The 26,756-nt window shown below is 44.6% G+C and carries 22 protein-coding genes and 1 tRNA gene; 8 read left to right on the plus strand and 15 right to left on the minus strand.

Going from position 1 to position 26,756, the window contains the following annotated elements; genetic code table 11:
* Positions 1–59 precede the first annotated feature (59 nt).
* Together FRZ06_18590 and pgeF are read left to right on the plus strand one after the other, a co-directional pair.
* Positions 60–2,009, plus strand: a complete 1,950-nt coding sequence (locus tag FRZ06_18590; GenBank protein QOX65215.1) for a diguanylate cyclase — start codon at positions 60–62, stop codon at positions 2,007–2,009.
* Positions 2,010–2,119: 110 nt separating this feature from the next.
* Positions 2,120–2,881 carry a peptidoglycan editing factor PgeF gene (pgeF, locus tag FRZ06_18595; protein ID QOX65216.1) on the plus strand — a complete coding sequence of 254 codons (762 nt, stop codon included), beginning with the start codon at positions 2,120–2,122 and terminating at the stop codon, positions 2,879–2,881.
* Positions 2,882–2,958: 77 nt separating this feature from the next.
* Here the strand turns inward: pgeF and FRZ06_18600 are convergent, their stop codons facing one another.
* Positions 2,959–4,242, minus strand: a complete 1,284-nt coding sequence (locus FRZ06_18600) for a glycosyltransferase (GenBank protein QOX65217.1) — start codon at positions 4,240–4,242, stop codon at positions 2,959–2,961.
* A 269-nt stretch (positions 4,243–4,511) separates the two neighbouring features.
* On the opposite strand from FRZ06_18600, the gene FRZ06_18605 reads away from it, so the two are divergent.
* Positions 4,512–4,955, plus strand: a complete 444-nt coding sequence (locus FRZ06_18605; GenBank protein ID QOX65218.1) for a PspC domain-containing protein — start codon at positions 4,512–4,514, stop codon at positions 4,953–4,955.
* A 664-nt stretch (positions 4,956–5,619) separates the two neighbouring features.
* The gene (locus FRZ06_18610) at positions 5,620–5,811 is read left to right on the plus strand and encodes a hypothetical protein (protein ID QOX65219.1); all 192 of its coding nucleotides are present in this window, start codon (positions 5,620–5,622) and stop codon (positions 5,809–5,811) included.
* A 116-nt stretch (positions 5,812–5,927) separates the two neighbouring features.
* Here the strand turns inward: FRZ06_18610 and FRZ06_18615 are convergent, their stop codons facing one another.
* From FRZ06_18615 to FRZ06_18630, 4 genes are read right to left on the minus strand one after another with little or no spacing between them, the layout of a single operon-like run.
* Positions 5,928–7,379, minus strand: coding sequence for a PLP-dependent aminotransferase family protein (locus FRZ06_18615; protein QOX65220.1), 1,452 nt, complete (start codon positions 7,377–7,379; stop codon positions 5,928–5,930).
* A gap of 54 nt (positions 7,380–7,433) precedes the next feature.
* Positions 7,434–8,369 carry a PhzF family phenazine biosynthesis protein gene (locus tag FRZ06_18620; GenBank protein ID QOX65221.1) on the minus strand — a complete coding sequence of 312 codons (936 nt, stop codon included), beginning with the start codon at positions 8,367–8,369 and terminating at the stop codon, positions 7,434–7,436.
* 60 nt (positions 8,370–8,429) lie between these two features.
* Positions 8,430–9,419: an ornithine cyclodeaminase family protein gene (locus tag FRZ06_18625; protein QOX65222.1), complete on the minus strand. Its 990-nt coding sequence runs from the start codon at positions 9,417–9,419 to the stop codon at positions 8,430–8,432.
* Between the two features lie 3 nt (positions 9,420–9,422).
* The gene (locus FRZ06_18630; GenBank protein ID QOX65223.1) at positions 9,423–10,544 is read right to left on the minus strand and encodes an aminotransferase class I/II-fold pyridoxal phosphate-dependent enzyme; all 1,122 of its coding nucleotides are present in this window, start codon (positions 10,542–10,544) and stop codon (positions 9,423–9,425) included.
* Between the two features lie 591 nt (positions 10,545–11,135).
* Here FRZ06_18630 and abc-f point away from each other — a divergent pair.
* Positions 11,136–12,623 carry an ABC-F type ribosomal protection protein gene (abc-f, locus tag FRZ06_18635; protein QOX65224.1) on the plus strand — a complete coding sequence of 496 codons (1,488 nt, stop codon included), beginning with the start codon at positions 11,136–11,138 and terminating at the stop codon, positions 12,621–12,623.
* A 125-nt stretch (positions 12,624–12,748) separates the two neighbouring features.
* Here abc-f and FRZ06_18640 read toward each other — a convergent pair whose 3' ends face one another.
* Positions 12,749–13,486: a DUF541 domain-containing protein gene (locus tag FRZ06_18640; GenBank protein QOX65225.1), complete on the minus strand. Its 738-nt coding sequence runs from the start codon at positions 13,484–13,486 to the stop codon at positions 12,749–12,751.
* Positions 13,487–13,623: 137 nt separating this feature from the next.
* Here FRZ06_18640 and FRZ06_18645 point away from each other — a divergent pair, with 137 nt between their 5' ends.
* Positions 13,624–15,006, plus strand: a complete 1,383-nt coding sequence (locus FRZ06_18645; GenBank protein ID QOX66010.1) for an iron hydrogenase — start codon at positions 13,624–13,626, stop codon at positions 15,004–15,006.
* 380 nt (positions 15,007–15,386) lie between these two features.
* Here the strand turns inward: FRZ06_18645 and FRZ06_18650 are convergent, their stop codons facing one another.
* From FRZ06_18650 to FRZ06_18680, 7 genes are all read right to left on the minus strand, one after another.
* A complete protein-coding gene (locus tag FRZ06_18650; GenBank protein QOX65226.1) occupies positions 15,387–16,073 on the minus strand; it encodes an anaerobic ribonucleoside-triphosphate reductase activating protein in 687 nt (228 codons plus the stop codon).
* Between the two features lie 5 nt (positions 16,074–16,078).
* Positions 16,079–18,166: a ribonucleoside triphosphate reductase gene (locus tag FRZ06_18655; protein QOX65227.1), complete on the minus strand. Its 2,088-nt coding sequence runs from the start codon at positions 18,164–18,166 to the stop codon at positions 16,079–16,081.
* Positions 18,167–18,521: 355 nt separating this feature from the next.
* Entirely contained in the window at positions 18,522–18,827 is a 306-nt protein-coding gene (locus FRZ06_18660; GenBank protein ID QOX65228.1) for a hypothetical protein, read from the minus strand.
* Positions 18,828–19,003: 176 nt separating this feature from the next.
* On the minus strand, positions 19,004–20,557 hold the full coding sequence (locus FRZ06_18665) for a PAS domain-containing sensor histidine kinase (protein QOX65229.1): 1,554 nt from the start codon (positions 20,555–20,557) through the stop codon (positions 19,004–19,006).
* 241 nt (positions 20,558–20,798) lie between these two features.
* On the minus strand, positions 20,799–22,232 hold the full coding sequence (gene hydG, locus FRZ06_18670; protein ID QOX66011.1) for a [FeFe] hydrogenase H-cluster radical SAM maturase HydG: 1,434 nt from the start codon (positions 22,230–22,232) through the stop codon (positions 20,799–20,801).
* A 76-nt stretch (positions 22,233–22,308) separates the two neighbouring features.
* Positions 22,309–23,433 (minus strand): [FeFe] hydrogenase H-cluster radical SAM maturase HydE, encoded by a 1,125-nt coding sequence (hydE, locus tag FRZ06_18675; GenBank protein ID QOX65230.1) that lies wholly within the window; start codon positions 23,431–23,433, stop codon positions 22,309–22,311.
* 2 nt (positions 23,434–23,435) lie between these two features.
* Positions 23,436–23,705, minus strand: a complete 270-nt coding sequence (locus FRZ06_18680) for an iron-only hydrogenase system regulator (GenBank protein QOX65231.1) — start codon at positions 23,703–23,705, stop codon at positions 23,436–23,438.
* A gap of 170 nt (positions 23,706–23,875) precedes the next feature.
* Between FRZ06_18680 and FRZ06_18685 the strand changes: the two genes are divergently transcribed.
* Positions 23,876–24,709, plus strand: coding sequence for an NAD(P)H-hydrate epimerase (locus FRZ06_18685; protein ID QOX65232.1), 834 nt, complete (start codon positions 23,876–23,878; stop codon positions 24,707–24,709).
* Between the two features lie 150 nt (positions 24,710–24,859).
* Here FRZ06_18685 and FRZ06_18690 read toward each other — a convergent pair whose 3' ends face one another.
* On the minus strand, positions 24,860–25,057 hold the full coding sequence (locus FRZ06_18690; GenBank protein ID QOX65233.1) for an Arc family DNA-binding protein: 198 nt from the start codon (positions 25,055–25,057) through the stop codon (positions 24,860–24,862).
* Between the two features lie 86 nt (positions 25,058–25,143).
* Positions 25,144–26,172, minus strand: a complete 1,029-nt coding sequence (locus FRZ06_18695; protein QOX66012.1) for an SPFH domain-containing protein — start codon at positions 26,170–26,172, stop codon at positions 25,144–25,146.
* A 303-nt stretch (positions 26,173–26,475) separates the two neighbouring features.
* Between FRZ06_18695 and FRZ06_18700 the strand changes: the two genes are divergently transcribed.
* Positions 26,476–26,552 (plus strand) — tRNA-Val (locus FRZ06_18700).
* The last annotated feature ends 204 nt before the right edge of the window (positions 26,553–26,756 follow it).

Below are 26,756 nucleotides of genomic sequence, written 5' to 3' on the forward strand. Positions count from 1 at the left end.
TCAGACAATTGGAGCACACTGTGCTATAATAAGTGCGATACGTCAAATTTGCAGAAGATATGCAGGAGAGCAGGCGAATGGTGGGCAGTTGGAAACTGGAAGAACTAATCAATTTTGAAGCACTTCAGACAATGTTTGAGAACCTGAACAAAGTCGTGGGAATTCCCGTAGGAATTATGGATATGGATGGAAATGCGCTTGCCTCAGCAGGATGGAATGGAATTTGTTCCAGTTACCACAGGAAACACCCTGAAACAGCAAAGCGATGTAAAATTAGTGATCAGTGCATCAAAATGCATATTGGATATGATGATTTTGTGGCATATAAGTGCCTGAATCATATGTGGGACGCAGCGGTTCCCCTCATCATTGAAAAGGAACACCTTGCCACCTTATTCATAGGGCCGTACTTTCATGAAGATGAACTCATCAACTTGGATTTATATAAAAAGCAGGCAGCGGAGTTTGGCTTTGATGAAGAGCAGTACCTATCGGCATTGCAGGAGGTTCCCAGAATCTCCAAAGAAAAAATACGATCCCTACTGGAATATTACAAAGCTTTTGTAATGACAGTAGTTGACAGCAGCTTATCAAAACTCATGTACATGGAAGCGAGCAGTAAGCTAAACCGGTTATTCGACTCCATGCAGGATCATATTATTTTACTGGATCGCTCCGGCAGATTTTTAGAATGGAATCGCCCGATCTCCCAGGAGGTTTGCCTCTACCCAGAGGAGTTTATCGGGAATTATTACTATGATGTACTTCCTTATGAACTGTGCGCCTTGCTGGAAAGAGGGCTGAAGAGGCTGGAAACAGAGGATGTTATCGCACCGCATATCTTTCCATACCGTGTAAATGAACTTGAGGTATGGTATTCTGCGCAGATTACCAAAGTAATGCATTTTCTATCAGGAAAAGCAGATTGCTACATGATTGCTCTGCGGGATGTAACGGAACGGAAGAAAACCGAGGATGAAATCAGGTTCCTGAATTATTACGATAAACTAACGGGAGTTTACAATAGAAGGTATTATGAAAATGAAATAAAACGGTTCGACTGTGAAGAGAACCTTCCGATCTCCATTATCATTGGTGATGTGAACGGTCTTCGGATGGTCAACGATGCCTTCGGGCATGATAAAGGAGATGAATTGCTTCAGAAAGCTGCTGCTGCCATCCAAGCAGCATGCAGGGAACAAGATCTGGTTGCTCGCTGGGGCGGTGATGAATTTGTGATTCTCTTGCCGAACACCAAGGGCGAAGATGCGGAACGCCTGATACAAAAAATTCGCCAGCTTTATTCTGAGGAATATGTCAATTCCGTCAACATCAATATCTCTTTCGGGTGGGAAACAAAATATTCTGCCGATGAAGATATCATGAAGGTTCTCAAAAGTGCGGAAGATTATATGTATAAGCATAAGCTCCTCGAGAGCCAGAGTCTGCGAGGGAATATTATCGGTACGATCATCAATACCCTTCATGAAAAGAATTACAGAGAAGAGCAGCATTCCAAACGGGTAAGTGAGCTGTGCCAGAAAATCGGGAAGGTCATGGGGCTTTCTGAGATTGACATTCATAAGCTGAAAGTAGTAGGACTTCTCCACGATATCGGTAAGATTGCAATTGGCGAAGGTATTTTGAATAAGCCGGGCAGACTATCTGATCTGGAATTTATCGAAATTAAAAGGCACCCAGACATTGGATACAGAATCTTGAGCGCTTCAGACGAAATGCTCGATCTGGCAGAATGCATCTGGGCTCATCATGAAAGATGGGATGGGGGCGGATATCCCAAGGGGCTCAGTGGTACCGAAATCCCCCAGCTTTCAAGAATTATCGCTGTAGCTGACAGCTACGATGCCATGACCAGTGAAAGGCCCTATCGAAAAGCCCTGAGCGACCATGAGGCTATTTTAGAAATCAGGAACCATGCGGGAACCCAGTTTGATCCAGATGTTGCAAGGATTTTCACGGAAGATGTTTTGAACAACAGGTGGGAGTAATCAGGCGATATATTTTTTGACAAACAGGTGACTATTTTGACAAACAGGTGACTATTTTGAGAAACAGGGGAGCTTTAAATATTCCGACAGTACTAGAAAGGGGAAACTCCGTGAAAACCGAATATTGGCTCAACAATAAAAGAATTGTGGCAGGTATGACCTTTGCGGCTGATTCCGAGCCGGAACGTAATAACATGGCACTTCACGTATGTAGGGATCAGGAAGCTGTTCTCGCCAACAGAAGAAAACTTGCAGAAGAAGTTGGATGCAGCCTGGACAACTTTGTTTGTACGAACCAGACCCACAGTGCGAATATCAGGCGGGTTGGTGCAGGAGAACGAGGACGAGGGTCAATGCGTGCGGACACAGCCATTGCTGATACAGATGCTTTGTACACCTATGAGCCGGGATTGCTCTTGTGCTGCTTTACTGCGGACTGCGTTCCTGTAATCCTGTATCATGAAAAAACAGGTCTCATAGGAACCATTCATTCCGGCTGGCAGGGTACTGTGAAGGAAATCACACCAAAGTTTCTTGAGCGGATAAAAAAACAAGAGAACTGCAACCTGGACGAACTCTCCGTATTCATCGGGGCTTCACTGAGTGCAGACCGATTTGAAGTGGATGAGGATGTCAGCTTGCAGTTTTCGCAATTGGAATATGCAAACGATTTGATCTCTTATCACAGGGAGAGACGGAAATATCATATCGATAACCAGCTGACCGTAAAGCGCCAATGTGAGCTGGCGGGGGTCAACCCGGAACGAATTTTCATCGATCGTACCTGTACGTATGAGGCGAAAGATTGCTTTTCCTACAGGGAGGATAAGGCTTGCGGCAGACACCTTAGCTTTATTCTGCGAAAAGAATAAGAATCGATACAGCTTGCAAACAAAGGAAGTATCCCAACCAAAAACAGATAATCGGAATTGGATGAAGAGAAAAGGAACTAATCGGACTGGATGGAGAGAACCTCCTTTAGGCTAACGCCTTTGACATGGTCGATGGGTTTCCAGTCTTCGGACTTATGAAACAAACAAAGGAGATTAATCGGAATCCAGCTCGTCAGAAACAGCCAGGTAAACAGAATGCCCCAAAGGTGCTTTGACAGACTTTTTCTTTCCAGCATCAATGCCGCCACTGCCGTTGCAGACGCCGCAAAATAAGAGGTATCAAAGGAGAGGAATAAACGAAAGGCCAGGTCTGTTTGAGGGAACAAACTGTAGCTAATGTTCAGAGCACTCAAAAGCAGAGTTAGAACGAAGGACAAAAAACCAACCACTTGAACATGCGTTGCAAGGAACATGAGTAAAATATCCAGGCAATGAAGATTTCTTCTTTTTACTGCGCTGCGCAGCAAGGGCTGCCAGTATTTTCTAAGGCATTGCTGCATACCGGAGGACCATCGCTTTCTCTGATGCCACGACTGGACAAAGGTAAGCGGCTGCTCATCATATACCACTGCATTGGGAGACCAATGAATCCGAATCCCATTTAATGCACATAGTGCGCTAAATTCCAGATCTTCCGTAAGCGTACCCGTCTGCCAGCCCCCTAGGTTCCTGATTGCAGTTGTGCTGAACATAAATCCGGTGCCATTGACGACAGAAGATAGTCCGAGAGCGCTTCTGGAATGATTATAGAGCCTGTTGAGGGAATTATAATAAATGGTGTAACATGATGAAATAATGGTATCGGTAGGATTTTTGCTCTCCCTGCGTCCTTGTGCGGCGTGGGCGCCGGAACATAGTAGATGATTCATCTCTCTCAAAAAATTGGGATGGACAAGGTTGTCTGCGTCAAAGATACAGAATGCATCAAATCGTTCAGAACCATTTGTAGAATTTAAAAAGGTATCGACAGCAAATGAGAGAACCTCTCCTTTGGATTTTGTTTTTATTGGACATGTAAGGATAGAAGCCCCTGCTATTTCGGCGATTTCCTTTGTTTTGTCAGTACAATTGTTAGGAATAACAAAAATTTCATACAGCTCTTTCGGATAATCCTGGAGCTTTAAACTTCTGATCAGATGCTCGATCACTTCCGCTTCGTTTCTTGCAGCGATCAAAATGGCAAACTTGTTTTCCGGTGCTCTTGTATTAACAGAATAAAGTCGTCTGACGGAGAAGAGCGCAATGACAAAATAATATAATCCATATAGGATCAAAAGAAAGCTTGTGAACCATAGAAGACCTGTTAGAACACTATGCAATGTACTTGGGATAAAGTTCATTTGAACACCTCCTAATTCAATTTTATTAGAAAAATCTCCAATGAACGATCGCAATCTCGTTAAATCATGGTTAAATATATGTAAAACAGAGAAACCAGAGAAATAAGAACAAAGATTTTAATCTTTTTTTAATATTCTTTTAAGGGTAGCATGATTGTATCAATTTGGAATACCTTTTATAATATAAGTAGAATACAATTTATAAACGAAAAAGAACTACGATGGTGGTTCTATGCAAATTATGATAATCAATTAAGGCGGGATAGAGAATGGAAAGAAAACTGTATAAATCATCAAATGACAAAGTGCTGGCTGGAGTGTGCGGAGGAATTGGCGAGTATTTTGCCATAGACTCCGTTATCGTTAGATTGCTTTGGGTCGTATTTACCCTAATGGGAGGCGCAGGACTTATCGCGTATATTATTGCGGCAATCATCATGCCGGAAAATTATCCGGGTGCCGCGTACCGAGATGTCTCAAGAGATTATGAACGTGATGGCAGTGATGCAGAAAACTACCGGCCTATGGACTATGATCCGCAGTCAGGCAGAGGCAGAGGCAACGGTACGATTGTTCTTGGAATTATTTTTCTGTTGCTGGGCGGTTCTGTTCTACTCAAGAATTTTGTGCCTCAAATTCCAGATGAACTGCTCTTGGCAGTGTTTCTGATCGGTCTTGGTGTCTTCTTTTTGTCCAGGAGAAACAGATCATAAGCAGTCGCCTGAGCAGCTTGTGAAAGATTGCGCCGAAAAGCGACAGGAATGTAAATTTCAGAGAAAAATCGAAAAGCGACAGGAACGTAATGTTGCATTTCACATAAAATCACAAAAGAGACATGCGTGAATCTTTTTTGCCGGAAAAGGAACAAATAGGAAAGCGCGAATAGCAGCCTAATATTAATGTTAAATTAAAGAAACCAATGCTTAATAGCATTGGTTTTTCAATGGAATAGAGGTATGTCGACGATTTTGTCAATTGATGATATAAAACACACATTCAAAAAAACGACATGTGTGTTTTTTGTTGTCAAAGGCAGTGAGTATGGGCGATATCCTATTACAGCTGCTATTTTATGCCCTGTCGAACATAACGACACGCATGTCTCGTATGGTTCGGGGCATTCATTGATAATAGAAAATCCAGCCGGCAATCAGGATTATGCTGACGGATGCTGTTATAACAAACAGAATCTCAGAACCGTATCTTCTTCTCATAGTAACATCTCCCTTCTAGACAAAAAGTACTCCTTTCGGCGGGATAAAACTTAAGAGAACGTTAAGATTCCGTAAAGTATAACAGCACGATCTTGGGACATAATAAATCGTTGAAGATATTGTCTGCGCAATTATAAAAGTGGACGTAAGGGAGGCGATCAAAATGAAAAAATTCAGCTGCGGCTGCATCGACGAGCAATTCTCAAATCCGGATCAGGTCTTCGTGGGTTTTGACGAGAAATCAATCAGTTCGATTCTCTGCGCATATCGACCGAAGCAGAAAGTTACTTTAAGAAGTATCAAACTTGATGTGAACTACTGCCCCAAGTGCGGGGCAAAACTGAACGACGTGTAAAAAATGGGCTGTGCACCAATGTTTTTTCAAACACTAGTGCGGCAGCCCCGCTTTATGAAACGATACGAGGAATTCAGTCGCATGAGTCAGCTTATGGAGCGTTTCGACTTGGAGACTTAGGTCAGATCTCTAAGCACTTCTGCAAGTTTCCTGATCCCGGTTTCCATTTCTTTCTCGCTGGCATAAGAGTAGGAGAGCCGAACAGATTGGTTCTTCTCAAAGTCATAGACATTTCCGGGATTGATGAGAATATTATCCTTGAGCATCAGCTGAAACAATTGGTCCACCTGAATTCTTCCTACTAGACGGAGCCAGATATAGAAGCTGCCTCTGGGGATATCCCACTTGGCTAGGCCACTCATATACTGGTCCAAAAGCTGCAGGCACCGATCCCTGCGCTTCTTCAATTCAATGCGAAGTCCTGTTAGATAATCATCATAAAGACCGCTTTTGAAAAGTTCTGTAACGGCCCACTGGGAGAGAGAGCTTGCCCCATAATCCACCTGCATTTTCACGTCACCCAGCCGTTCCACAACAGATTGGGGCCCTACCAGCCAACCGATGCGAAGTCCTGGTGCCAGCGTCTTTGAAATGGTACCGAGATAGAGGATCATCCCGTTTTTATCCAAAGCCTTCAATGGCCTTGGGGGACGCTCTTCCAGCCACAGATCTCCGTAAGCATCATCCTCAATCATGGGAAGTCGGCGGCTGCTGCAGAAGCGAAAGAGCTCCTGCCTGCGGCTTTCAGACATTAGAATCCCTGTGGGGTTGTGATAGGTTGGAATTGTATAAAGGAGCGCATCTTCCTCCTTAATCGTCCAATAGAGAAGGCCTTCGCGATCCATAGGGACACCTGACAGCCTCATGCCTGCGGAAGGGAACACCTGCAGAGACTTGAGATAAGAAGGTGCCTCTGTGTATACTACTGAGCCGGGTTTCAGAATGCAGACTGAAATCAGCTGCAATGCCTGGAGCGAGCCGGATGTGATCAGAATACAGGATGGATCTGCATCGATTCCCTGTTTTTTCAGCCGCTGGGAAAGAGCTTCCCGCAATTCGGGCAAGCCGAGGGGCTCCAAGTAGTTCAGAGAAGGAACCTTCTGGGAAAGCCGATGAAACAGTTCGCTCATCAATTCTCTGGGAAAAAGATCCGGAGATAGTTCCCCTGTGCCAAGACGTATGATATCTTTTTTAAATTCCAGCTTATTGATCGTTTGAATGGTCGGAACGTTTTCTTGGAACGCTCCCGATTTTACATAGCTGCCCCAATCAGGGGGAGCGGTTGACATCAGAAGTGACCAGGTGTTGCTTCTGACGATGGTGCCTCTGCCTGGTTCTCCCTCCAAAATACCGTATGAAATCAACTCTTCCAGTGCTCGGACAACTGTGCTTCTGTTCACGCCAAAACGTTCCGCCAGAGTGCGCTGGGAAGGCAGCAGGCTGCCGATAATCCAATCCCCTGAAGATATTTTTCCGCTGATATAGTCAACGATCTGCTGATATACGGGATGGTCGCTCCCTTTATCGGGAGTCCAGTCAATATAAACCCGTCCAACTTCCCTTTTCACTTGTGTATCCCGTGCCTTTCTGTTACACTCCACTCAATCAGCGTTCCTAATTTTTTATAGATCAATAGTTCCCCGAACCAGAATCACTGCACTTCCTCCAACCTGAATGTTAACCGCCCCATCCACTAAGGACAATCTGCCTGTGATGACAGATGGCCGTGCCATGGCTTCCCCTTGAATGTATCGAACCACGGCATTCTCGGAGATTAAGCCGTTTTTATAGAGGTAGTATGTAAGTGCGCCGTTTGAAGTTCCCGTTGCAGCTTCCTCATCGATATCATAAAGAGGTGCAAAATTCCTGCAGTGCACCGCACCATCCTCCGAGTTCACCGTGAAAGCGTGAACTCCGACGACACCGTAGCGTTCCGACAGGCGTGAAAGAGCGGAAAAATCAGGAGCGATGGAAGCAAGCGCCGCCTCATTTTCAACGGGGAGCAGAATATCCGGAAGTCCAGTAGAAATGATTTCCGGTATTAAGAGGCGACCGGTCTTTCCTTCGGACAGGCGCTTGCTCTCAGGAATGAGCTGGCCTTCGAATAGGATCTCTCCCTGGTGCTTGGGCCTGATTCCCATGATTTCATACAGTTCCTTTTGCTCCATGTTGTCCGCTATTTCTCCAATTGCTTCCGGTGCGCTCATATCCATCAGGACAGAACCGTCAGAAACCTGAATGTTCAGATCCCCGGCAAGGGTGCAGCAGATGCAGTCAGTGCCTGGAGCGGTAAGTCCCGCGTCCGCTAGGGCAACGAATGATCCAATGGTAGCATGGCCGCATAGGTCTACCTCTGATGCCGGTGTGAAATATCTGATTTGGAATTGATTGTGCCCCATAGGCTTGATGAAGGCTGTCTCTGAATAACGAAGCTCTGCGGCAGTTTTTCTCATCTGTTCCGAATGAGGAAAATCCATGCCATCGTCCAGAATCACAACGCCGGCAGGATTGCCTCCAAACAGGGTATCTGCAAAGGCATCCACGATATAAAATTTCATTTTAACCACCCCTCTGAATTGATTCGTATCATTCTGTTCTCTTATGAATCATAATACGTCTTACTTAATAAAATCATAATACGTTCCGCGCTTCAGTGCAAGGGCACGCTGATATATTTTGGCAGCAGTGAAGTTATCCTGAACTGCCATGCCGGTCAGATCAAAGATGGTGATTTCAGAATCCTTTTCCCGTCCAGCTTTTTCTCCCGCCAGAATCTGTCCGATCTCACCGTGAATACATTCTTCGCTGATGATCCCAAGACGGAGAGGATTCTGAATCTCGCCGCGTACTCTGCATTGAGAGAGACTGTCAACAACGATTTTCGCACCTTGGAATAACATGGGATCAAGCTCCTGCTTGCCTTCCATGTCCGCACCGACCGCAATGATATGGGTTCCGGGTGAAACCCAGTCCTGCCGGATGAGAGGTGCTGAGGAAGGTGTTGTCGTCACGATGATATCCGCTTCACGTACAGCCTCCTCCGGGGATGGGCACAAATGGATATCACAACCCATTTCCTTGGCCATTTCACCCCAGTAAGCGTGCATCTGTTCTGAAGATCTGCCCCAAAGACGAATCTCGTGGAGATCGATTACGGTTTTCAATGCCCGAAGCTGCATTCTGGCCTGGTCGCCGGTGCCTATGATTGCAGCTGTCCTGGAATCTGCCCTGGCTAGAAGGCTGGCCGAGATCGCCCCGGCAGCACCGGTACGCCAGCCTGTGATGAGACTTGCGTCAAGAATGCAGAGAGGAAAGCCGGTGGTTCCGTCAAATAACAGCAGTGTACTCATGCTGTTTGGGAGTCCTCCATTTTTTTTGTTTTCGTAAAAACCGGAAGCGCATTTTACGGAGATTACCTCGGTATTGCGGGAATAGGATGCCTTTACATCCATTTCGCCGCAGTATTGTGGTATCTCGATGGATACAATGGAAGGTTGGATCGTCTGACCGCCGGAATAGGCAATATAGGAAGATTTGACAGCAGCGATGACCTCCTCAGGGCTGAGCAGGCACTGCACATCATCTCTATTTAACAGTAAGGTTTTCATCGCTTAGACCAAACCTTTCTCAATGAGATATTGTTCGAACCGATTCAGGCTTTCTGAGAACGATTTCCGTCCATATCCCATTCGGAAAAAGGAGCCGGGATAGGAATAGATATTCGCCGGGAGCAGCAAAACTCCGGACTTGCGAACCAAATCCTCGCAGAAATCCTCAATAGGTCGGTCAATTTCCATCTTGTGAAAGGCGATGGGGCCGGAAATGGGGCGGTAGTTTTTAAAAAGGCTGTCATACTTCTCAAAGAAGCAATCCGCAAGGGTCAGGTTTTCTTTGATAATGCTTTTGTTTTTTTGAAGGATTTTATCGCCGTGATTGAGGGCGATAATAGATAGAATCTCTGAAGGAGCGCTGTTGCAGATGCTCATGTAATGCTTGAACTTTTTCATTTTGCTGATCATATCGGTATCTTTCGTAGCAACCCAGCCAATGCGTAGTCCAGACAGGCCATAAGCCTTGGACATGACACCAAGAGATGCTGCTTTGTCATATAGGTCTGCGGCACAGGGTCTTGTGTTCCCGTCAAGCTCCAATCCACGGTAAACCTCATCGGAGAAAAGGTAAATGCCGTGCTTTTCAGCAATGGAACAGAGCTGCTTCATCTCATCCTCGCCGAAGGTATAGCCTGTGGGATTGTTTGGGGTGTTGACCGCAATCAACTTCGTATTGGGGCGAATCAATGCTTCCAGCTCATCAAAGTCAATGGCCCAGCCCTGTTCTCCAGCCTTGAGTTCCCAGCGAGAAACCTCACAGCCTTCCGCATGTGCTACCTCGTAGAGAGACTGATAAACGGGAAACATAGAGATTACGTGATCTCCCTTTTCCAGCAGGACATTCATGTAATCAAAGATTGCCTCCTGGGCACCGGTATGCATGATTACATTCTCTTCTCCAATAGACTGGTAGAGCGCGGATACCAGACTTCGAAGCTCAGGGTTGCCCTGAACCTCGGTATATCCGAGCCAGCTTTTCATCAGCTTCTCCTGAGCGCCGGGTTCTAAGGCAAGGAGCTGACCGAGTTCCATGGACTCACAGTCTGACTGAGTGAGGAGGTAGGGGGCAGAGAATTCGTACTGTTCAAAGTAGACTTCCAGCTTAAAATCGTTTATTTTCATGTTTTTCATCGTCCTTTCTGTTTGGATAAAACCAGGGTTTAAAAGTTAGGGATCGAACTTCAATTCAATCGTATCAGTTATCAGGTGATTTGTACCCAACCAGTTGAAGAAATCAAGCCAACCAGATCAATGTCTATGGACTGATTCTGGGCGATTCTCAATCAAGTTTTATTACTGAATAAATTTACAAAAAATGGAATACTGTTGACAGCGAAATAGGAATACAATATAATAAATAGCGTAAAACATATAAAAAAGGATTTGAGGTGGAAAGATGCGTAAATAATCTTGCTTAAAAATAGAACTGGTACAAACAAGCAGGGATCTCCTTAGGCGATTTAGCAAATTCAAGGAAGCCCCCTGAGTATAAGCGGAAAGCCCGCGTTCTTGATGTGCCATAAGCAAGAAAATTACGTATTTCTTTCACTCATAACATACGGAAGGATCTGTTCCGAGGATCAGATCGTAATAGGCTTTGCGCCGCTTTCTTTGAGTTGCAGGAAATTATTTTCTTGCAGCTTTTTTTGTATAGCGGAAAATGCCGTTTTATACTGTACAAAATGGAGACATTTTTAGGAGGTGCATTGCATTATGTCATTAATTAATATAAAAAACTTGACCTTCAGTTATGATGGAAGTCATGATCCGGTATTCGAAAACGTCTCGTTTCAAATTGACTCTGATTGGAAACTAGGGCTCACAGGTAGAAACGGAAGGGGAAAAACCACCCTGCTGAATCTTCTAATGGGCAAATATGAGTACAGCGGAACGATTCACGCTTCCGAAGGCTTCGACTATTTCCCTTATGAGGTAGGGGATATGAACGACGATACCCTAACCGTAATTGATAGGACTGTTTCGGACTATGAATACTGGAGACTTCAAAAGGAGCTTTCCCTGCTGGATGTGGAGGAAGAAGTCCTTTATCGCCCCTTCTCAACACTGAGCAACGGCGAGAGGACAAAGATTCTCCTTGCTGCTTTATTCCTGAAGGAAGCTCGATTTCTGCTCATCGATGAACCAACCAATCATTTGGATATGGAAGCGAGAGAATTGGTGGGCCGTTATCTAAGATCAAAAAAAGGTTTTATCCTTGTATCCCATGACAGAACTTTTTTGGATCAGTGTGTCGATCATATCCTTTCTATTAACAAAAATAACATCGAGGTACAGAAGGGGAACTTTAGCAGCTGGCAGTACAACAAGGAGATTCAGGATCAATTTGAACTTGCAGAAAATGAAAAGCTGAAAAAGGAGATTAAAGGCCTCACAGAAGCCGCCAGGCGCACCGCTGCCTGGTCTGATAAGGTGGAAAGCACAAAAAATGGACTTCTCCTATCAGGGATTAAAGCGGATAAGGGATATACTGGTCATAAGGCGGCAAAGATGATGAAACGGTCTAAAAATCTGGAGCTGCGGCAGGAGAATGCGATAGAGGAAAAATCAAAGCTGCTGAAGAACCTCGAAACAGCGGATGACTTGTCCATTAAGCCGCTGGGTTATCACAGCAGCCGGCTGGTCGAAGCAGAAGGCCTCTCAATTTATTATGACGGCAGACCAGCGGTGGAAAAGGTGAGCTTTTCTATTGATTCCGAAGACCGAATTGCGATTGCCGGAAAAAATGGGTCGGGCAAATCTAGTATCATGAAACTGATTCTGGGAGAAAATCTTACGTTTACAGGGAATCTGAGAATCGGCAGTAAGCTGATCCTCTCCTATGTATCCCAAGAGACCTCTCATCTTAAGGGGAATCTGAAGGACTATGCCGCTTCAGAAGGGATTGATGAAAGTCTTTTTAAAGCGATTCTGCGGAAATTGGATTTTTCGAGAGTACAATTTGAAAAAGATATCAGCGATTTCAGTGAAGGGCAGAAGAAAAAGGTTCTGATTGCCGCAAGCTTGTGTCAGAAGGCACATCTTTATATCTGGGATGAGCCGCTGAACTTTATTGATGTCATCTCAAGAATGCAGATTGAGGAAATGCTGCTGAAGTATAAGCCGACACTGTTATTCGTCGAGCACGACGCTGCTTTTTACGAAAATATTGCAACAAAGAAGGTTCTTTTAGGCAGTGAGTGAGTTTGCTGCCGCAGAAGCAGCAGCGATCAACGATTGGTCTAGGCCCTTGCAGCCTCAAGGGATGCCTTTCCGCAGAATGGGGCGGAGAGGCATTCCGATTTGGCCCTCTAACGAACATCTGTCCATCAATAAGCAAACACTGCTGTCAAGGATGCTTCGATAGAAATATCTCCCGGCAAGACTGGTGTTGAGGCCAGCTCTCTTTGATAAGGCAGAGGTGGCGTGATAACACTTCCGCTTTCTACAATTTTAATCGGGGTCAGGTTGGTGCGGAGACGGAGACTTCTCGACAGTGTTCTTGCTTTGTCGATCGCATCCATCATCGCCATGTTCAGTGCCTGCTGGTAGTAGACCGAAGGCTCCGATGCTTCAAAGGAAATCATTTCAATCAGATTTGCACCCGCGCTCACAGCAGTATCAACTATATTGCCTACGCCGGACAGGTCCTCGGCTCGGATTTCCATCAGATTGATAACCTTGAATCCGCGGTCGACTTGCGTTCCGTTCTCATAGTCATAGAGCTTATCGATGGTATACTGAACGGTGCGGATATTTTCAATCCCGCCTTCCTGCAGCGCATCCAGGACATTTTGTGTAATCTGTGCGTTTTGGGGTTGAATCGTATCAAGATCTACGCCATCTGTCTGCACACCCAAGCGAATGACCGCTAAATCTGGCTGTGCCATAACCCGGCCTTGTCCCGTCAGTGTCATGGTGTTGTAGCTTTCGGGGGAAGCAATCGAAGTGGTAGCTTCCTGCATGATAATCACCTCCGTTTTTTCTATCAATATATGAAGAGGAGGAGCTGCAGCGTGCATGAGAAGCAATAAACAAATCTTAATGGTTTTGAATAATTGAACCACTCATTGGAAACACAAATAGAAAAGGAAAGACTAGTACATTGCAGTCTCGAAGCTGAAACACGAAAGCTAAAGGCGTGGTTCGGAAGGATGTTCCTATATAAGAGGAAATGCGAAATTGGAAGAGAGGAAAGACGAAGTTGGAAGATCGGTTTATTGGATTCAACGAAAAGAGAATGCATATCTTCAGCGAGCTTGTGAGAAGGTATTGGAACGGGAGCTTGAATTATATCTCAGACCTTGATGATCTAGCCGCCGAAATCAAGGAGAAATACGGTTATGGAGAGCATGAGATCCCATTTATCAAGGATCACATTCGGCTGGCAATGGGTCTTGATCCAAACGGCAAGGAGCTCTTTGAAGAGGAACTTCAGATGCTTCGGAGGAACAGGGGCGTTCATAAGCCGCTCATCTCAAGATTGGAAGGGCCTTGTGCCCATTGCGGTGACAAGAAATGCCGCTGTGATACCACTGGAAAGTATGAAAGCCCATTATACCACAAGGAACCGGAAGAGGAGCGGGATGAATGCATTGAATGCGGATTCTGCGCAGCAGACTGCGATTTTGGTGCAATTGCAGAGAAGATTGAATTTCTGCCCATGGTGGAACTGCTGAAAGAGCGCAAGTCACCCATTTTTGCTGTGGTTGCACCGGCTATCACAGGACAATTCGGTGAGAATGTGACCATGGGAAAGCTGCGAACTGCATTTCAGAAGATGGGCTTTGACGACATGATTGAAGTTGCTCTGTTTGCAGATATTCTGACCATTAAGGAGGCATTTGAATTTAATCGGCTCGTTAAAAAGGAAGAAGACTTTTTTCTTACCAGCTGTTGCTGCCCGGTCTGGTTTAACCTGATTAAAAGGAATTACCCGGATATCTATGAACATCTATCTCCTTCGGTTTCCCCTATGATCGCGTCAGGCAGGATCCTCAAGCGGCTTTATCCAGACGCAAAGATCGTTTTTTTTGCTCCCTGTACCGCCAAGAAAGCAGAGGCGCTGGAGGAAGGGCTGAAAGGAGCTGTGGATTTCGTAATCAATTTTAGAGAGCTAAAGGAAATCTTTCATGCGCTTGATATTAATTTGGAGGATTTGCCTCCCAATGACAAAGATTTGGCCTCTTTGGGAGGGCGAGTTTATGCAAGGACAGGGGGGGTCAGCTTTTCTGTAAAAATGGTAGTCAATCGGCTTGATCCCACACGGCTCATTAAGTTGAAATCCAAAAAGGTAGACGGCGTTAAGGAATGCCGCGAGCTCCTGGAAACGCTGCGCAGTCAAGGAAAGGACAGAGCAAACTTCATAGAGGGTATGGCCTGCAAGGGAGGCTGTGTGGGGGGACCCAGAACAAATATTGATACGGCAAAAGCAACTGAGTTGGTTAATGAATTTGGGGAGGACTCTTTGATTCTGACACCACTAGATAATCTCAATGCCGTTAAGATCCTTAAACAGTTCAATATCTTATCCGTTGCGGATATTACCAAAAACGAAGAATTAGAGCATGTCTTGTCCAGAGAATAAAAAAACACCTCAGGATACAAAAAACCACGAACAGAAGAAAAGACGCAAATGTCGGTTTTTGACAAGTTTTGATTCATAATCAAAATTAATTGGATTGATTCAATGAATTAAGAACTTAATGAGGGGATTAAGTAGTTGAATTGTCGAAATTGGGTAAAAGAACGATCAGAGGAAAGCTGACCCGCTTCGTAAGAAAAATGTGGATTTTACCCATGAAATGAGGTGGAGAGGCAAAGGATTTTAAACGAGTTACGGAGGTAACATATGTTAACAAAATCATATGATTGAATCGACATAATTTAGATATATAATAGGAAAAACCGAATATATTCGTTTGCTGATTGATAAAATTTAGATTAAATATGCAATACGGTTGCAAATCAGATAAAAACATTTGGCTGATATGCAGAAACGCAGGCAGCAAAAAATTGAAGCTCCTCTGGTGTAGGGGCTTTTCTTCTGATGCGAAGCTCATCCTCCGGAAGAAATTTCTCTGGGGGCCTGTATCGATTCAGTACATAGCGGGGAACGACGGGAAGCTCCTGTGCCATAACCATCAGATCTTCTGCGCCCAATTCTGGAAATACTGTAGTTCTGACTTCAAAAGGAACTTCATTGTCCAGAAGGATCTCAAGGGTTTTAAGTACTTTCGATGCATCGGAATCCATCCCGCAAATGCTGGGATAACGTGTGGCCGGTGCTTTATAGTCCACAGCGAAATAATTGCAGAGATTGCTGTGAATCAATGCTTCGATAATATGTGGATTAGATCCATTGGTATCAAGCTTGACCTGATATCCTAGTTGTTTTAAGCTGGTGAGAAAGGGGAGCAGCCCCGCCTGAAGCGTAGGCTCTCCCCCGGAAATAACGGCACCGTCCAGCAGACCTGCTCTTTTTTCTAGAAAATCCATCACATAGCGGGGAGAAAGCAGCACATGGCTGCCGTCAACCAACTGGCGATTGTGGCAGTAAAAGCATGTGTAATTACACCCCGGAACGAAAATCACGCAAGAGATCAGACCGGGATAATCGATCAGTGAACTTTTAACGATGCCAGAAATATTCATAGAGCTTACTCCTTAATCACATATTTGACCCGTTCCTTGTACTCTTCTTTTTTTCCTCGGTTAAAGTTTTGCACGGGTCGCAGATAACCTACGACTCTGCTCCATACCTCTGTGGAAGAACCGCACTCCGGACATGAAAAATGTTCGCCGGAGAGATAACCGTGATTGTTGCAGATCGAAAAAGTAGGAGTAAGGGAGATATATGGCAGCTTGTAGTTGGTAAAGGCTTTTTGGATCAGCCTCTTGGCAGCGCTCACATCCTTAATTTCTTCTCCCAGATAAAGATGAAGCACTGTTCCGCCGGTATAGAGAGACTGAAGTTCATCCTGCAGATCAAGAGTTTCGAAAATATCATCTGTAAATCCCACTGGCAGCTGAGAGGAATTGGTATAGTAAGGAGACTTTTCACCAGCAGTAATAATTCCAGGATAGCGTTTCTTGTCTTTCTGGGCGAGACGATAGCTGGTTCCTTCCGCCGGGGTTGCCTCCAAATTGTAATAATTTCCGGTCTCCTCCTGAATGTCCTTGATCACATCTCGCATATAGGTAAGGGTGCGCACGGAAAAAGCCTGGCCTTCCGGACTTGTAAGATCATACTCAGAACCCAGAAGATTCAGGCAAGCCTCATTCATCCCCAATAGTCCGATGGTGTTAAAATGGTTGAACCAATAATTTCCTGTTCGTTCGTAGACTCCATTCAGATAATTTGCCGAATAGGGGTAAAGTCCCTTGGCTGTCTGCTCTTCAATGACCTTTCTTTTGATTTCCAGACTGTTTCGGGCGATATTCATCTGTTGCCAGAGCCTGGTTTTGAACTCTGATTCACTGGCTGATATGTAAGCAAGACGCGGCAGATTGATGGTGACAACCCCGATGGAGCCAGTCAGCGGATTGGAGCCGAAAAGTCCTCCTCCTCGTTTACGAAGCTCACTGGTGTCAAGCCGCAATCGGCAGCACATTGAGAGCGCATCCTCGGGGGAAAGATCCGAGTTGATATAGTTTGAAAAATAGGGAATCCCGTATTTGCAGGTGATTTCCATAATCTTTTGAATCACAGGGCTTTCCCAGTCGAAATCCTTGGTTACGTTAATGGTGGGAATGGGGAAGGTAAACACTCGACCCTTGGAATCGCCTTCCATCATTACATCGCAGAAAGCCGTATTCAGCAGATCCATTTCTTTCTGAAAGGAACCGTAGGTTTTATCCATAAGCTTGCCGCCCAAAATCACATATTCATTCCGAAGTGTGGACGGGGGAACCAAATCAAAGGTAAGGTTCGAAAAGGGGCATTGAAAACCAACGCGTGTTGGTACATTCAAGTTAAAGATAAACTCCTGAAGGGCTTGTTTTACCGTTTTATAGTCAAGGTTATCATAGTGGATAAAGGGGGCACAGTACGTATCAAAGGAGGACCAGGCCTGTGCGCCTGCTGTCTCTCCTTGTGTCGTAAAGGTAGAATTGACAATCTGCCCTAAAAAGCTACGCAGGTGCTTTGGTGGCTTTGATTCGACTTTGCCAGGCACGCCGCCGAAGCCATTCATCAGAATCTGCCGCAGATCCCAGCCGGCACAATAAGGACCGAAAAAGCCCAGATCATGGATATGAATATCTCCTGAGAGATGGGCATCCCTAATTTCTTCAGAATAGATTTCATGGAGCCAATAATTCTGGGTAAAAGCTTCCCGCACGTAATTGTTCAGACCATTAATCGATTTTTGCGTATTTGCATTTTCGTTGATCTGCCAGTCGGAATCGTTCAGATATTCGCCGAACATATTGATTGTCGCTCCGATCAGAGCATTGGATTCCCTCGCTGAACGACGCTTTTCCCGGTAGAGTATGTAGGCTTTTGCTGTTTTGGCGTGGCCATTTTCAATGAGAACCTTTTCCACGATATCCTGGATGCCTTCCACTTCAGCAATACCATCAGGATACCTGATCTCAGCCATTCTCACTGCTTCCTCGGCAAGCTTCTCCGAGGTTGCGAAGTTATCTCCGCCGACAGCCTTCGCAGCTTTGAAAATTGCTAAAACGATCTTTTCCTTTTTGAAAAGAACAATAGAACGGTCGCGTTTGATAATTTGTTTCAGCACAGTAGATTACCTCCAAAGTTACCTAAGTAGATGGATAGAAATACAACATATTGAGCTTCGTTGATTGGTGGACACTACATATATATTATTCTTTCCTTTTTTCCATGTCAATAAGACCTGCCGTTTGATTGGAAAAATATTTAATCTATTTTCAATTCGATCGATGTTTCTTGGAAAACAGTAAATACTGAGGAAGGTCGGCAGGCTGACATCGAATACTGCGCAGCCTGTACCGACATAAATATGATCTTGAATACCGAGCAGCCTGTACCGACATAAATATGATCTTGAAACTGCGCCTCCAGCAGGTACGAAAAAGGTTATAACAGGATATTCTGCTGACATAGCCACTTCTCTAATGATCCGTATAGGAATCTGTACCCTGCGCAAAATCAAGAATTTCTGACTGTGAAAATTCAAAACCATTATCCATCTGATCAATCTCATCATCGTGATAACCCTGCTCCGCGAGGTTATAAAAATCCTGACGAATCGAGGATTCGCTGTCACGGCGCTCAGCTGCGCTTTCCGATGGGGCAGAGCCGGTGATTATTTGTCCCGAAAATGGGGCATAATCTCCTGCCTTCAAATGATACTTTTGAGTTGTTTCAGCATCGATGGGTTTTTTTCCGTTTTTCGTCTCCAAGTAAAGCTCTTCCATAATATCCTCCCAATTTTAATGAGTATTTTGTTATCTTAGTATCAGATGCGCATCTTGAAAATATACAAAATCCAAAATAGACATGAAGAATGCCGATGAACCGAAACCGTGGTTTCGTATTCACCGGCACTCAAAAAATTTGGAGAATTGAGGCATTCTGTATGATATTTCAGCCTTTACAATATGATGTCAGAGAACTCCAATGAGGTGGCCTGTAAAATCTTACTTTCATTAATTACATGCGCCTTTTTTGGGCTGCCTAACTGAAGCGGCAGCGATATGGAGAAGGTTGAGCCATAATCCACTTCACTGGATACATCTATGGTTCCGCCCAGGTTATCCACCATAAGCTTGACCAAGTACAAACCGATTCCGGTACCTTCAGCCTGACGGGTCAGAGAAGTATCCGCCTGACCAAAACGTTCAAATATAATGGATTTCTTATCGTCTGGAATACCGATTCCCTTATCCTTGATATCCACCTTTAGATAGGAACCCTTTTTATATAATATGACGTTGATGCTTTTATTTGCTGGGGTGAACTTGATGGCGTTGGAAAGTAAATTAAGAATGATTCTTTCGTATTTTTCAATATCGGTAGAGACCATGAGTGTTTTGCAGGATGATTGAAAGGTCAGTCTCAGCAGCTTTTGATCTGCATAGAGCTTTACAGACTCAACAATTTCATTTGTGAAAGACACTATTTCCACATTGGTAAAGCTGGATTTCATTCTGCCAGCCTTTAGTCTGGTGATATCAAGCAAATTATCAACCAGGCGCTGCTGTCTCAGCGAATTCTGTTTTATTTTATTAAGATAGTTTTTCATCTTTGCAGTGATGTCATCCTTGCATACAATTTCCATGGTTTGTATTGCTGCATTGATGATGGCAATCGGTGTTTTGAATTCGTGGGTGATCAAAGTGATAAAATTGTCTTTAAGTTCAATGGTTTCCTGCAGCAGCAGCATCTCTCTTCTTCCGGCATCATGCAAGGCTTTTTCCTGAAGCTTTTTGTCCGTGATGTCCCTGGTAATACCGGTGGTTCCGATAATATTGCCGTACTCATTATATACCGGGCTTTTATAAACCTCATTCCACCTTCCGTTTTCATTCTTCTCCTCGAAATGCACTTTTTTCTTCTTTGTTATAATGTCAATATCCCCGAAAAGAAAGGTGTCTGCTTGTGCTTTGGTGAATATCTCAAAATCATATTTTCCGACAACATTTTCTTTCAGACAACCGTATTGATCCTCGAAGGATTTATTAATTGCCATATACCTGCCCTGAAGATCTTTAAACCAGGCAACAAAGGGTAGGTTGTCCAAAATCGCCTGCATCTGAGATACCGGTTTCAGGGATACTTCGCGATCCGTGATATCAAATACGATGGTATGTATGTAATTTTTTTGATTAATATTGACGACGCCTGAGTTTACCAGCACATTTTTGATTTCCCCTGTCGAGAGCTTATGCTTAAAAGTGAAACTGTTCTTTACGTGTGAAGCAGCCAGATTTAGCTGTGTATAAACCTGATCCGATCGAAGTGTGTTTAGATCGGTAATCTTTAACTTCAAGAATTCCTGATAGCTGTATTTATAAAATTTACAGGCAGCATAGTTTGCGTCGACAATTTTCAGTGTTTCATAATCAATTATCAGCATCGCGGTGACGCTGTTTTTAAAAAAGGCATCATAAAACTGGTCATTGTCCTGTTGGTAATAGACCCCCATATTTCCCTTCCTCGCTACAAAATCTTCTTTGTTTTTCGAAATTTCTACATCATTATATCAGAGCTGAAAAAAAGTAGGAAACGTTTCGCTCAACAAAGTTAAGCGAAAAACGACATAAGGTGACACAAAAAAATGGAAAAAAACAGCCATTTCGATCAATTGTCGATTTGACTGCTTTTGCCTTTACAATGTCTTATAATGTCGGGAGTTGATGCAACTAAAACTCGAATAAAGTCGTTGCCTATAATCTGAAATCTCGAAAGCCGCCGCTGATTTCATTCAAATTTCGAATTACCAGCTCACGTACCTTTTCTCTTGGAATATTGGAAAGCTCAGATGAGATCAGGCTTTCTCCGATTTGTTTTGTTTCTGGAGAGGAATAGTCTTCCAGATACTCTTTAAGCGTCATCAGGGCATTGGGGTGACAACAGTTTTGTATTTCACCGTTCTTGCTCAGGGCCATAAAACGGTCTCCCGTTCGGCCTTCACGATAACATGCAGTGCAGAAGCTTGGAATATAGCCAAGCTCCATGAGCCATTTGACCACTTCATCCAGCGTTCTGGTATCCGCAACATCAAACTGTTCTGACTTCATATCGTCCGGTTCCGGCTCTGCATAGCCGCCCACACTGGTTCTGGAACCTCCGCTGACCTGCGAAACTCCAAGGTGGAGGACTCGCTCCCGGCAACGCTGACTCTCACGGGTGGAGACAATCATTCCGGTATATGGCACCGCAAGTCTGATGCAGGCTACAATTTTAGCGAAGGCATCATCTGTAATTCCGTTGTCAAATGAATCAGCGTCAATGCCGTCGGCGTGCCTGATTCTGGGAACGCTGATGGTGTGTGGGCCTACTCCGTAGGCTGCTTCCAAATGTTCTGCATGCATCAAAAGCCCTACAAAATCATAGCGATAAAGTTCCAGTCCAAAGAGGACGCCGAGGCCGACATCATCGATGCCGCCTTCCATCGCGCGATCCATGGCTTCAGTATGATATGCATAATCATGCTTTGGGCCCGTTGGATGGAGCGCTTCGTAGCTCTTTTGATGATAGGTCTCCTGAAACAGAATATAGGTACCGATCCCTGCATCTTTTAGCTTCCTGTAGTTTTCAACTGTAGTAGCGGCGATATTGACGTTAACACGCCGGATCGCACCATTCTTATGGTGAATCCCGTAGATGGTCTCTATGCTTTCCAAGATATATTCTATGGGATTATTTTGTGGATCTTCTCCCGCCTCGATGGCAAGACGCTTATGGCCCATGTCCTGAAGTGCGATGACCTCTTTGCGGATTTCCTCCTGCGTCAGTTTTTTTCGTGCGATATGACGGTTCTTGGCGTGATAGGGGCAGTATACGCAGCCGTTAATGCAGTAATTTGATAGATAGAGGGGTGCAAACAAAACAATTCGATTTCCGTAAATATCCTTTTTCATCTGCTCTGCAAGAGTGTAAATTCTATTGTTCTGCTCTTCCAAATCGCATTCTAAAAGAACGGCAGATTCACGGTGGGTCAATCCCTTTCTCTGACTGGCTTTTTCCAGAATTGAATCAATCAAGGCAGTGTCCTGTTTATGGGATTCGGCATAAGCGAGGGTTTCCAGTATTTCATCATGGCTGATAAATTCGGCAGCTTTAGCGGAGGTTACCTCATACCGCTTCCCTTGATTCATATCCTTCGTATCTGTTGTGTGCTTCGCAGCATCTATATCGTTCATCGCTTCTATATCGTTCATATTCAATCCCTCCTTACAGCGTTTCGGATGGACATCGAGTGCCATCGGATTCCTGATTAATCAATTTTGAATCTCCTCTTGCGACAACGACTTGATAACCGACTCTATTCATTCGGCCTTCTATGCAGTGGCGGCATTCGGCGGCTTCGTCGCCGGTGCAGATCTTGTTGTCGTACAGAAGATACTTATCTCGAACGTCTCTGGGGGATAGATTGGGCATGACCACATTACCACCCGCCAGAATTCCTTTTTCTCTGCCCATGGGATCGATGGTTCCCAGCGCAGTGGTCGCAGGCAGCAGTACTGCGGGGAGCATAAGGCGGATCAGTCCGAGGAGGAACAGCGTCAGCTCAGCAGTTCCGGATGGCTCCTTTGCAAAGGGCGTATCGTGGTGGGGGATAAAGGGGCCGATTCCAACCATCTGAGGTTGAAGTTCCTGCAAAAATATCAGGTCCGAAGCAAGGTGTGCCGTTGTCTGACCGGGGGAACCGACCATAAAACCGCAGCCAACTTGATATCCGATCTGCTTCAATTCCCAAAGACATTGTTTTCGGCTTGCCAGTGTCATTGATTCAGGATGGAGCTTGCTGTAGTGATCTGGATCTGCCGTTTCGTGGCGGAGCAGATACCGTTCTGCGCCAGCCTCATAATATGCCCGATAGCTTTCTGCAGTACGCTCTCCAATGGAAAGGGTAATGGCACAGTCTGGAAAGCGGCTCTTGATTGCACGGATGATTTCAATAAGAACTGTGTCACTAAAATGACCGTCTTCTCCGCCTTGGAGTACAAAGGTACGAAAGCCCAGGCGGTATCCTTCTTCGCAGCAGAACAAAATCTGTTCCTTCGTCAGCCGATATCGCGCTGCATTTTTATTGCTTCTGCGGATTCCGCAATAGTAGCAGTCGTTTTTACAGTAATTTGTAAATTCAATGAGTCCGCGCAGATACACGTCGGTTCCGTAGTGCTGCTCCCTGATCCGGCGGGCTTTTTCAAAGAGGTATTCGCTAAGTTCTGCACTTCTGCTCTCGATGAGCAGTGCATATTCTTCGGAAGAAAGTTTCTGATCTCGCTCCAGTGTATCAATGAGCTGCTTCAAATTGTTCCGTTGTTCGGTTATATCAAGTTCAGTGTGTTTCATGCTCAACCTTCTTTCGGTGCTTCATTGCTGATCTTAGAATAAATGGTTTTGGTGCTGACTCCCGGCAGCATTCCTAGTTTTCCGGAGAGAGAGCTGATTTCATCCCCGGGAGCATCCAGCGCAATGCTGATGACGGATATGCCGCGCTTGGGATAGGGAACGCCCATGCGTCCGATAATATACTCCGCATACTGATGTAGAATGCGGTTTAGTTCCTCCACAGAATTATGATTCTCAATGATGACTCCGATCAGTGCCACTCTTGATTCCATGTGACCTTTCCTTTCTTTAATAAAAAAGCGCCTTTTAAAAGGCGCAAAAAATAGCAAAGAACAATACAATTGATCCGTTCTATCGTAAGTGCCTTTCCCCTCAGGCGTACCTTCGGGCGTCAGAACAACAAAATGTTATTTATTTATCATATAAAATTATTATACCTTAAATGATCTGTGCAGGCAAGGATACAAAAACAATAAAATCATGTTATAATCGGAGTGAAGTGGGTGGCTGCAGTAACTCTATTTGGTTCAGGAGTGACAAAGAAATTAGCATGGAAACATTGAGGAGAGGCGGAGAAATTAGCATGGAAACATTGAAGGATAAGCAATTTTCGGGGGAGAAAGCGGTTACCGCTGCCCAGATGAAAGAGATTGAGAGAAGGGCAGATCAAGCTGGGCTATCCTATTATCAGATGATGGAAAACGCAGGGACAAGGGCTTCGGAATTTATTGCGGAGCACCACCCTATAGCAGGTCAAAAGGTACTGATTCTCTGTGGCAGAGGAAATAATGGAGGCGACGGGTTTGTTGTCGCAAGAAAACTTGAAAAGCTGGGAGCAAGGGTATCCATTGCCCTATTAGAAGGTGAACCGAAGACGCCTGATTCTATAGAAAATTATAGACTTTGCAAAGAACTAAATATTCCGTTTCTAAGCGGAGCAGGGGAGAGCGACGCAATCCTCTCGCAGGTTAAGACCGCAGAAATCATCGTGGATGGAATCTTTGGAACAGGGTTTCATGGGATCTTGGGCGAGAAGGTCAGAAAAGTAACCGAGCAAATCAACATATCGATTGCGTCTGTTTATGCGCTGGATATGCCGAGCGGAGTGAACGGAGACAGCGGCGAAGCCGATATTGATTCCATTCGTGCTGATTATACACTGTCATTTCATCGCATGAAACCTGCCCATACCATGATGAAGGCCATAGAATATTGTGGCGATGTGGTCTGTCTTTCCATTGGAATCGAAGAGGTTTTGAAGGAAGAATGCCATTAGTAGAAGGATAATAAAAAAGAAATTAAAATAATCAGTGTAAATGAAGAAATGAATATGAGGTAGCCTCAATCAAAAGGATGGATATCCGCTTCCGACCTTCGGCCAACTTCAGATGATCCATCCTATGCTCATGACTTACTATTTTACTCATCAGAGTGATTCTTCTCTTTGATCTTCCAGGTGTTTCCCGTTGGATTTTTTTCGCTGCCGGACGCATTCTGTAAGGAGGTACTCTATCTGGCCGTTGATGGACCGAAAGTCATCCTCCGCCCAGGAAGCAAGCTCTTTCCAGAGTGTCGGCGATAAGCGTAGTAAAAGTTGTTTTTTATCTTTTTCTTTATTGTCCATTCATCAACCTCCTGCCTTTCCCATTGTATAACATCGGGAATCTACACTGCAACAGATTTCCCTTTGCCAGGCGGATGTGTGCAGGATCAATAAATGGATCCGCTGTTCACAATGGGCTGGGCATCCTTATTTCCGCAAAGGACCACAAGCAGGTTGCTTACCATAGCGGCCTTGCGCTCTTCGTCCAGATGCACGACGTTATTTTCGTTAAGCTTTTCAAGCGCCATTTCTACCATCCCGACGGCACCTTCAACGATCATCTGCCTTGCATCAATAATTGCAGAGGCCTGTTGTCTTTGAAGCATAGCTGCTGCGATTTCGGGGGCATAAGCCAAATGTGTGATTCTAGCCTCTATAATTTCAAGACCTGCGATTTCGACGGCATTTTGTATCTCAGCCTTTAGCTTCTCGGCTACCTCCTGACTGCTGCCACGCAGAGACTTCTCCTGATTCTCATTTTCAGAATCGTAAGGGTAGAGCCGAACGATATTCCGAAGGGCGGAATCACACTGAATCGACAGATACTCGGTATAATTATCCACATTGAAGGCCGCTTTTGCAGTATTGACTACCTTCCAAATTACTACAATTCCTATAATAATGGGATTTCCCAGCTCGTCGTTGATTTTCTGCTTATCGTTGTGGAGTGTCATCGTTTTTAGCGAAATGATTTTGCTTGCTCGCTTGACTCCCTGCAAACTCGCCTTGCCTTGGGCAGCCAGCATATCAGAAGTAGTTGCAGCCACAGGGGGAGTTTCTACTACCGGATGGAAGGCAGTAACAAAAGGATTTACGAAGAAAAAGCCTTCGCCCTTAAGCGTGCCATAATATTTGCCGAATAGAGTAAGCACCAGTGCTTCGTTTGGTTTGAGTATTTTCAAGCCTGCGAAAAGGATTGGCCCAATCAGCCCGAAATAAATTGCACTGATTACGATGAGTGCGATCATCAACAAGCCGTAAATCCCGTATGCACCCGACGATTTCTCTATTATCGCGTATACGAACAAGCCAACGGAAGCCAGCATAAGGATCAGATTCAGGATTAGTAGTTTCATCCCGCTGGTGTATTTGGGTGTAATCTCTTCATAATGCAGCTTCTTTTCATCTTTATTCATTGTCGTCGTCATATAAAAAACCCCTTTCTTTTTCTGACGGAACATATGATATCATATTGATATCGTATTCATACTATAACGAGACAGGAAAAATGTCAATCAATCCATGAAAAAATAATATTACATTCCAATGACATCATGGATCATAATAGATCTGAGTGGCTGGGCGTAAGGCGTAACTTGCCAGAGGTATGGTTGGATAGCTTTATGTTTTGTATTGACAGGAATAGGGAAAAGGTGGATAATAACAATGAAAGAGATATCCAGATAACAAGTATTCAAGTTTATAGATTGATAAGGTGGGGGCGATTAACTCAGCAGGCTAGAGTGCCATCGTCACAAGGTGGAAGTCGTTGGTTCGAATCCAATATCGCCCACCAATTTCAAATGATGCAGATGTTATGAAATGATAGCATGCAGATTAAATTTACTAAGACAGCATTTCATAAGAAAGACGCTATTCAAACAATGAACCAAAGGCAGCAATATGCTGCCATTTTTCTTTTTTGTGCTTTGTGCGGTTTCTGCCGGCTGATGGGGCGAGAGGGATTTGCCCCAGGTTGTTTTTTTGCATTTTTGGATTA

This window comes from Clostridiales bacterium (genome assembly GCA_015243575.1).
In the GTDB taxonomy this organism is placed as follows: Bacteria; Bacillota; Clostridia; order Peptostreptococcales; family Anaerovoracaceae; genus Anoxybacterium; species Anoxybacterium hadale.

Bases quoted from the DNA above. Each gene is read 5' to 3' on its own strand.
- abc-f (QOX65224.1), top strand. From the start codon at position 11,136: ATGTCATTAATTAATATAAAAAACTTGACCTTCAGTTATGATGGAAGT.
- FRZ06_18600 (QOX65217.1), bottom strand. From the start codon at position 4,242: ATGAACTTTATCCCAAGTACATTGCATAGTGTTCTAACAGGTCTTCTA.
- hydG (QOX66011.1), bottom strand. From the start codon at position 22,232: ATGAATCAAGGGAAGCGGTATGAGGTAACCTCCGCTAAAGCTGCCGAA.
- FRZ06_18625 (QOX65222.1), bottom strand. From the start codon at position 9,419: ATGAAAACCTTACTGTTAAATAGAGATGATGTGCAGTGCCTGCTCAGC.
- FRZ06_18680 (QOX65231.1), bottom strand. From the start codon at position 23,705: ATGGAATCAAGAGTGGCACTGATCGGAGTCATCATTGAGAATCATAAT.
- FRZ06_18590 (QOX65215.1), top strand. From the start codon at position 60: ATGCAGGAGAGCAGGCGAATGGTGGGCAGTTGGAAACTGGAAGAACTA.
- hydE (QOX65230.1), bottom strand. From the start codon at position 23,433: ATGAAACACACTGAACTTGATATAACCGAACAACGGAACAATTTGAAG.
- FRZ06_18665 (QOX65229.1), bottom strand. From the start codon at position 20,557: ATGGGGGTCTATTACCAACAGGACAATGACCAGTTTTATGATGCCTTT.
- FRZ06_18650 (QOX65226.1), bottom strand. From the start codon at position 16,073: ATGAATATTTCTGGCATCGTTAAAAGTTCACTGATCGATTATCCCGGT.
- FRZ06_18660 (QOX65228.1), bottom strand. From the start codon at position 18,827: ATGGAAGAGCTTTACTTGGAGACGAAAAACGGAAAAAAACCCATCGAT.
- FRZ06_18630 (QOX65223.1), bottom strand. From the start codon at position 10,544: ATGAAAATAAACGATTTTAAGCTGGAAGTCTACTTTGAACAGTACGAA.
- FRZ06_18620 (QOX65221.1), bottom strand. From the start codon at position 8,369: ATGAAATTTTATATCGTGGATGCCTTTGCAGATACCCTGTTTGGAGGC.
- FRZ06_18605 (QOX65218.1), top strand. From the start codon at position 4,512: ATGGAAAGAAAACTGTATAAATCATCAAATGACAAAGTGCTGGCTGGA.
- FRZ06_18685 (QOX65232.1), top strand. From the start codon at position 23,876: ATGATCTGTGCAGGCAAGGATACAAAAACAATAAAATCATGTTATAAT.
- FRZ06_18695 (QOX66012.1), bottom strand. From the start codon at position 26,172: ATGAATAAAGATGAAAAGAAGCTGCATTATGAAGAGATTACACCCAAA.
- FRZ06_18610 (QOX65219.1), top strand. From the start codon at position 5,620: ATGAAAAAATTCAGCTGCGGCTGCATCGACGAGCAATTCTCAAATCCG.
- FRZ06_18690 (QOX65233.1), bottom strand. From the start codon at position 25,057: ATGGACAATAAAGAAAAAGATAAAAAACAACTTTTACTACGCTTATCG.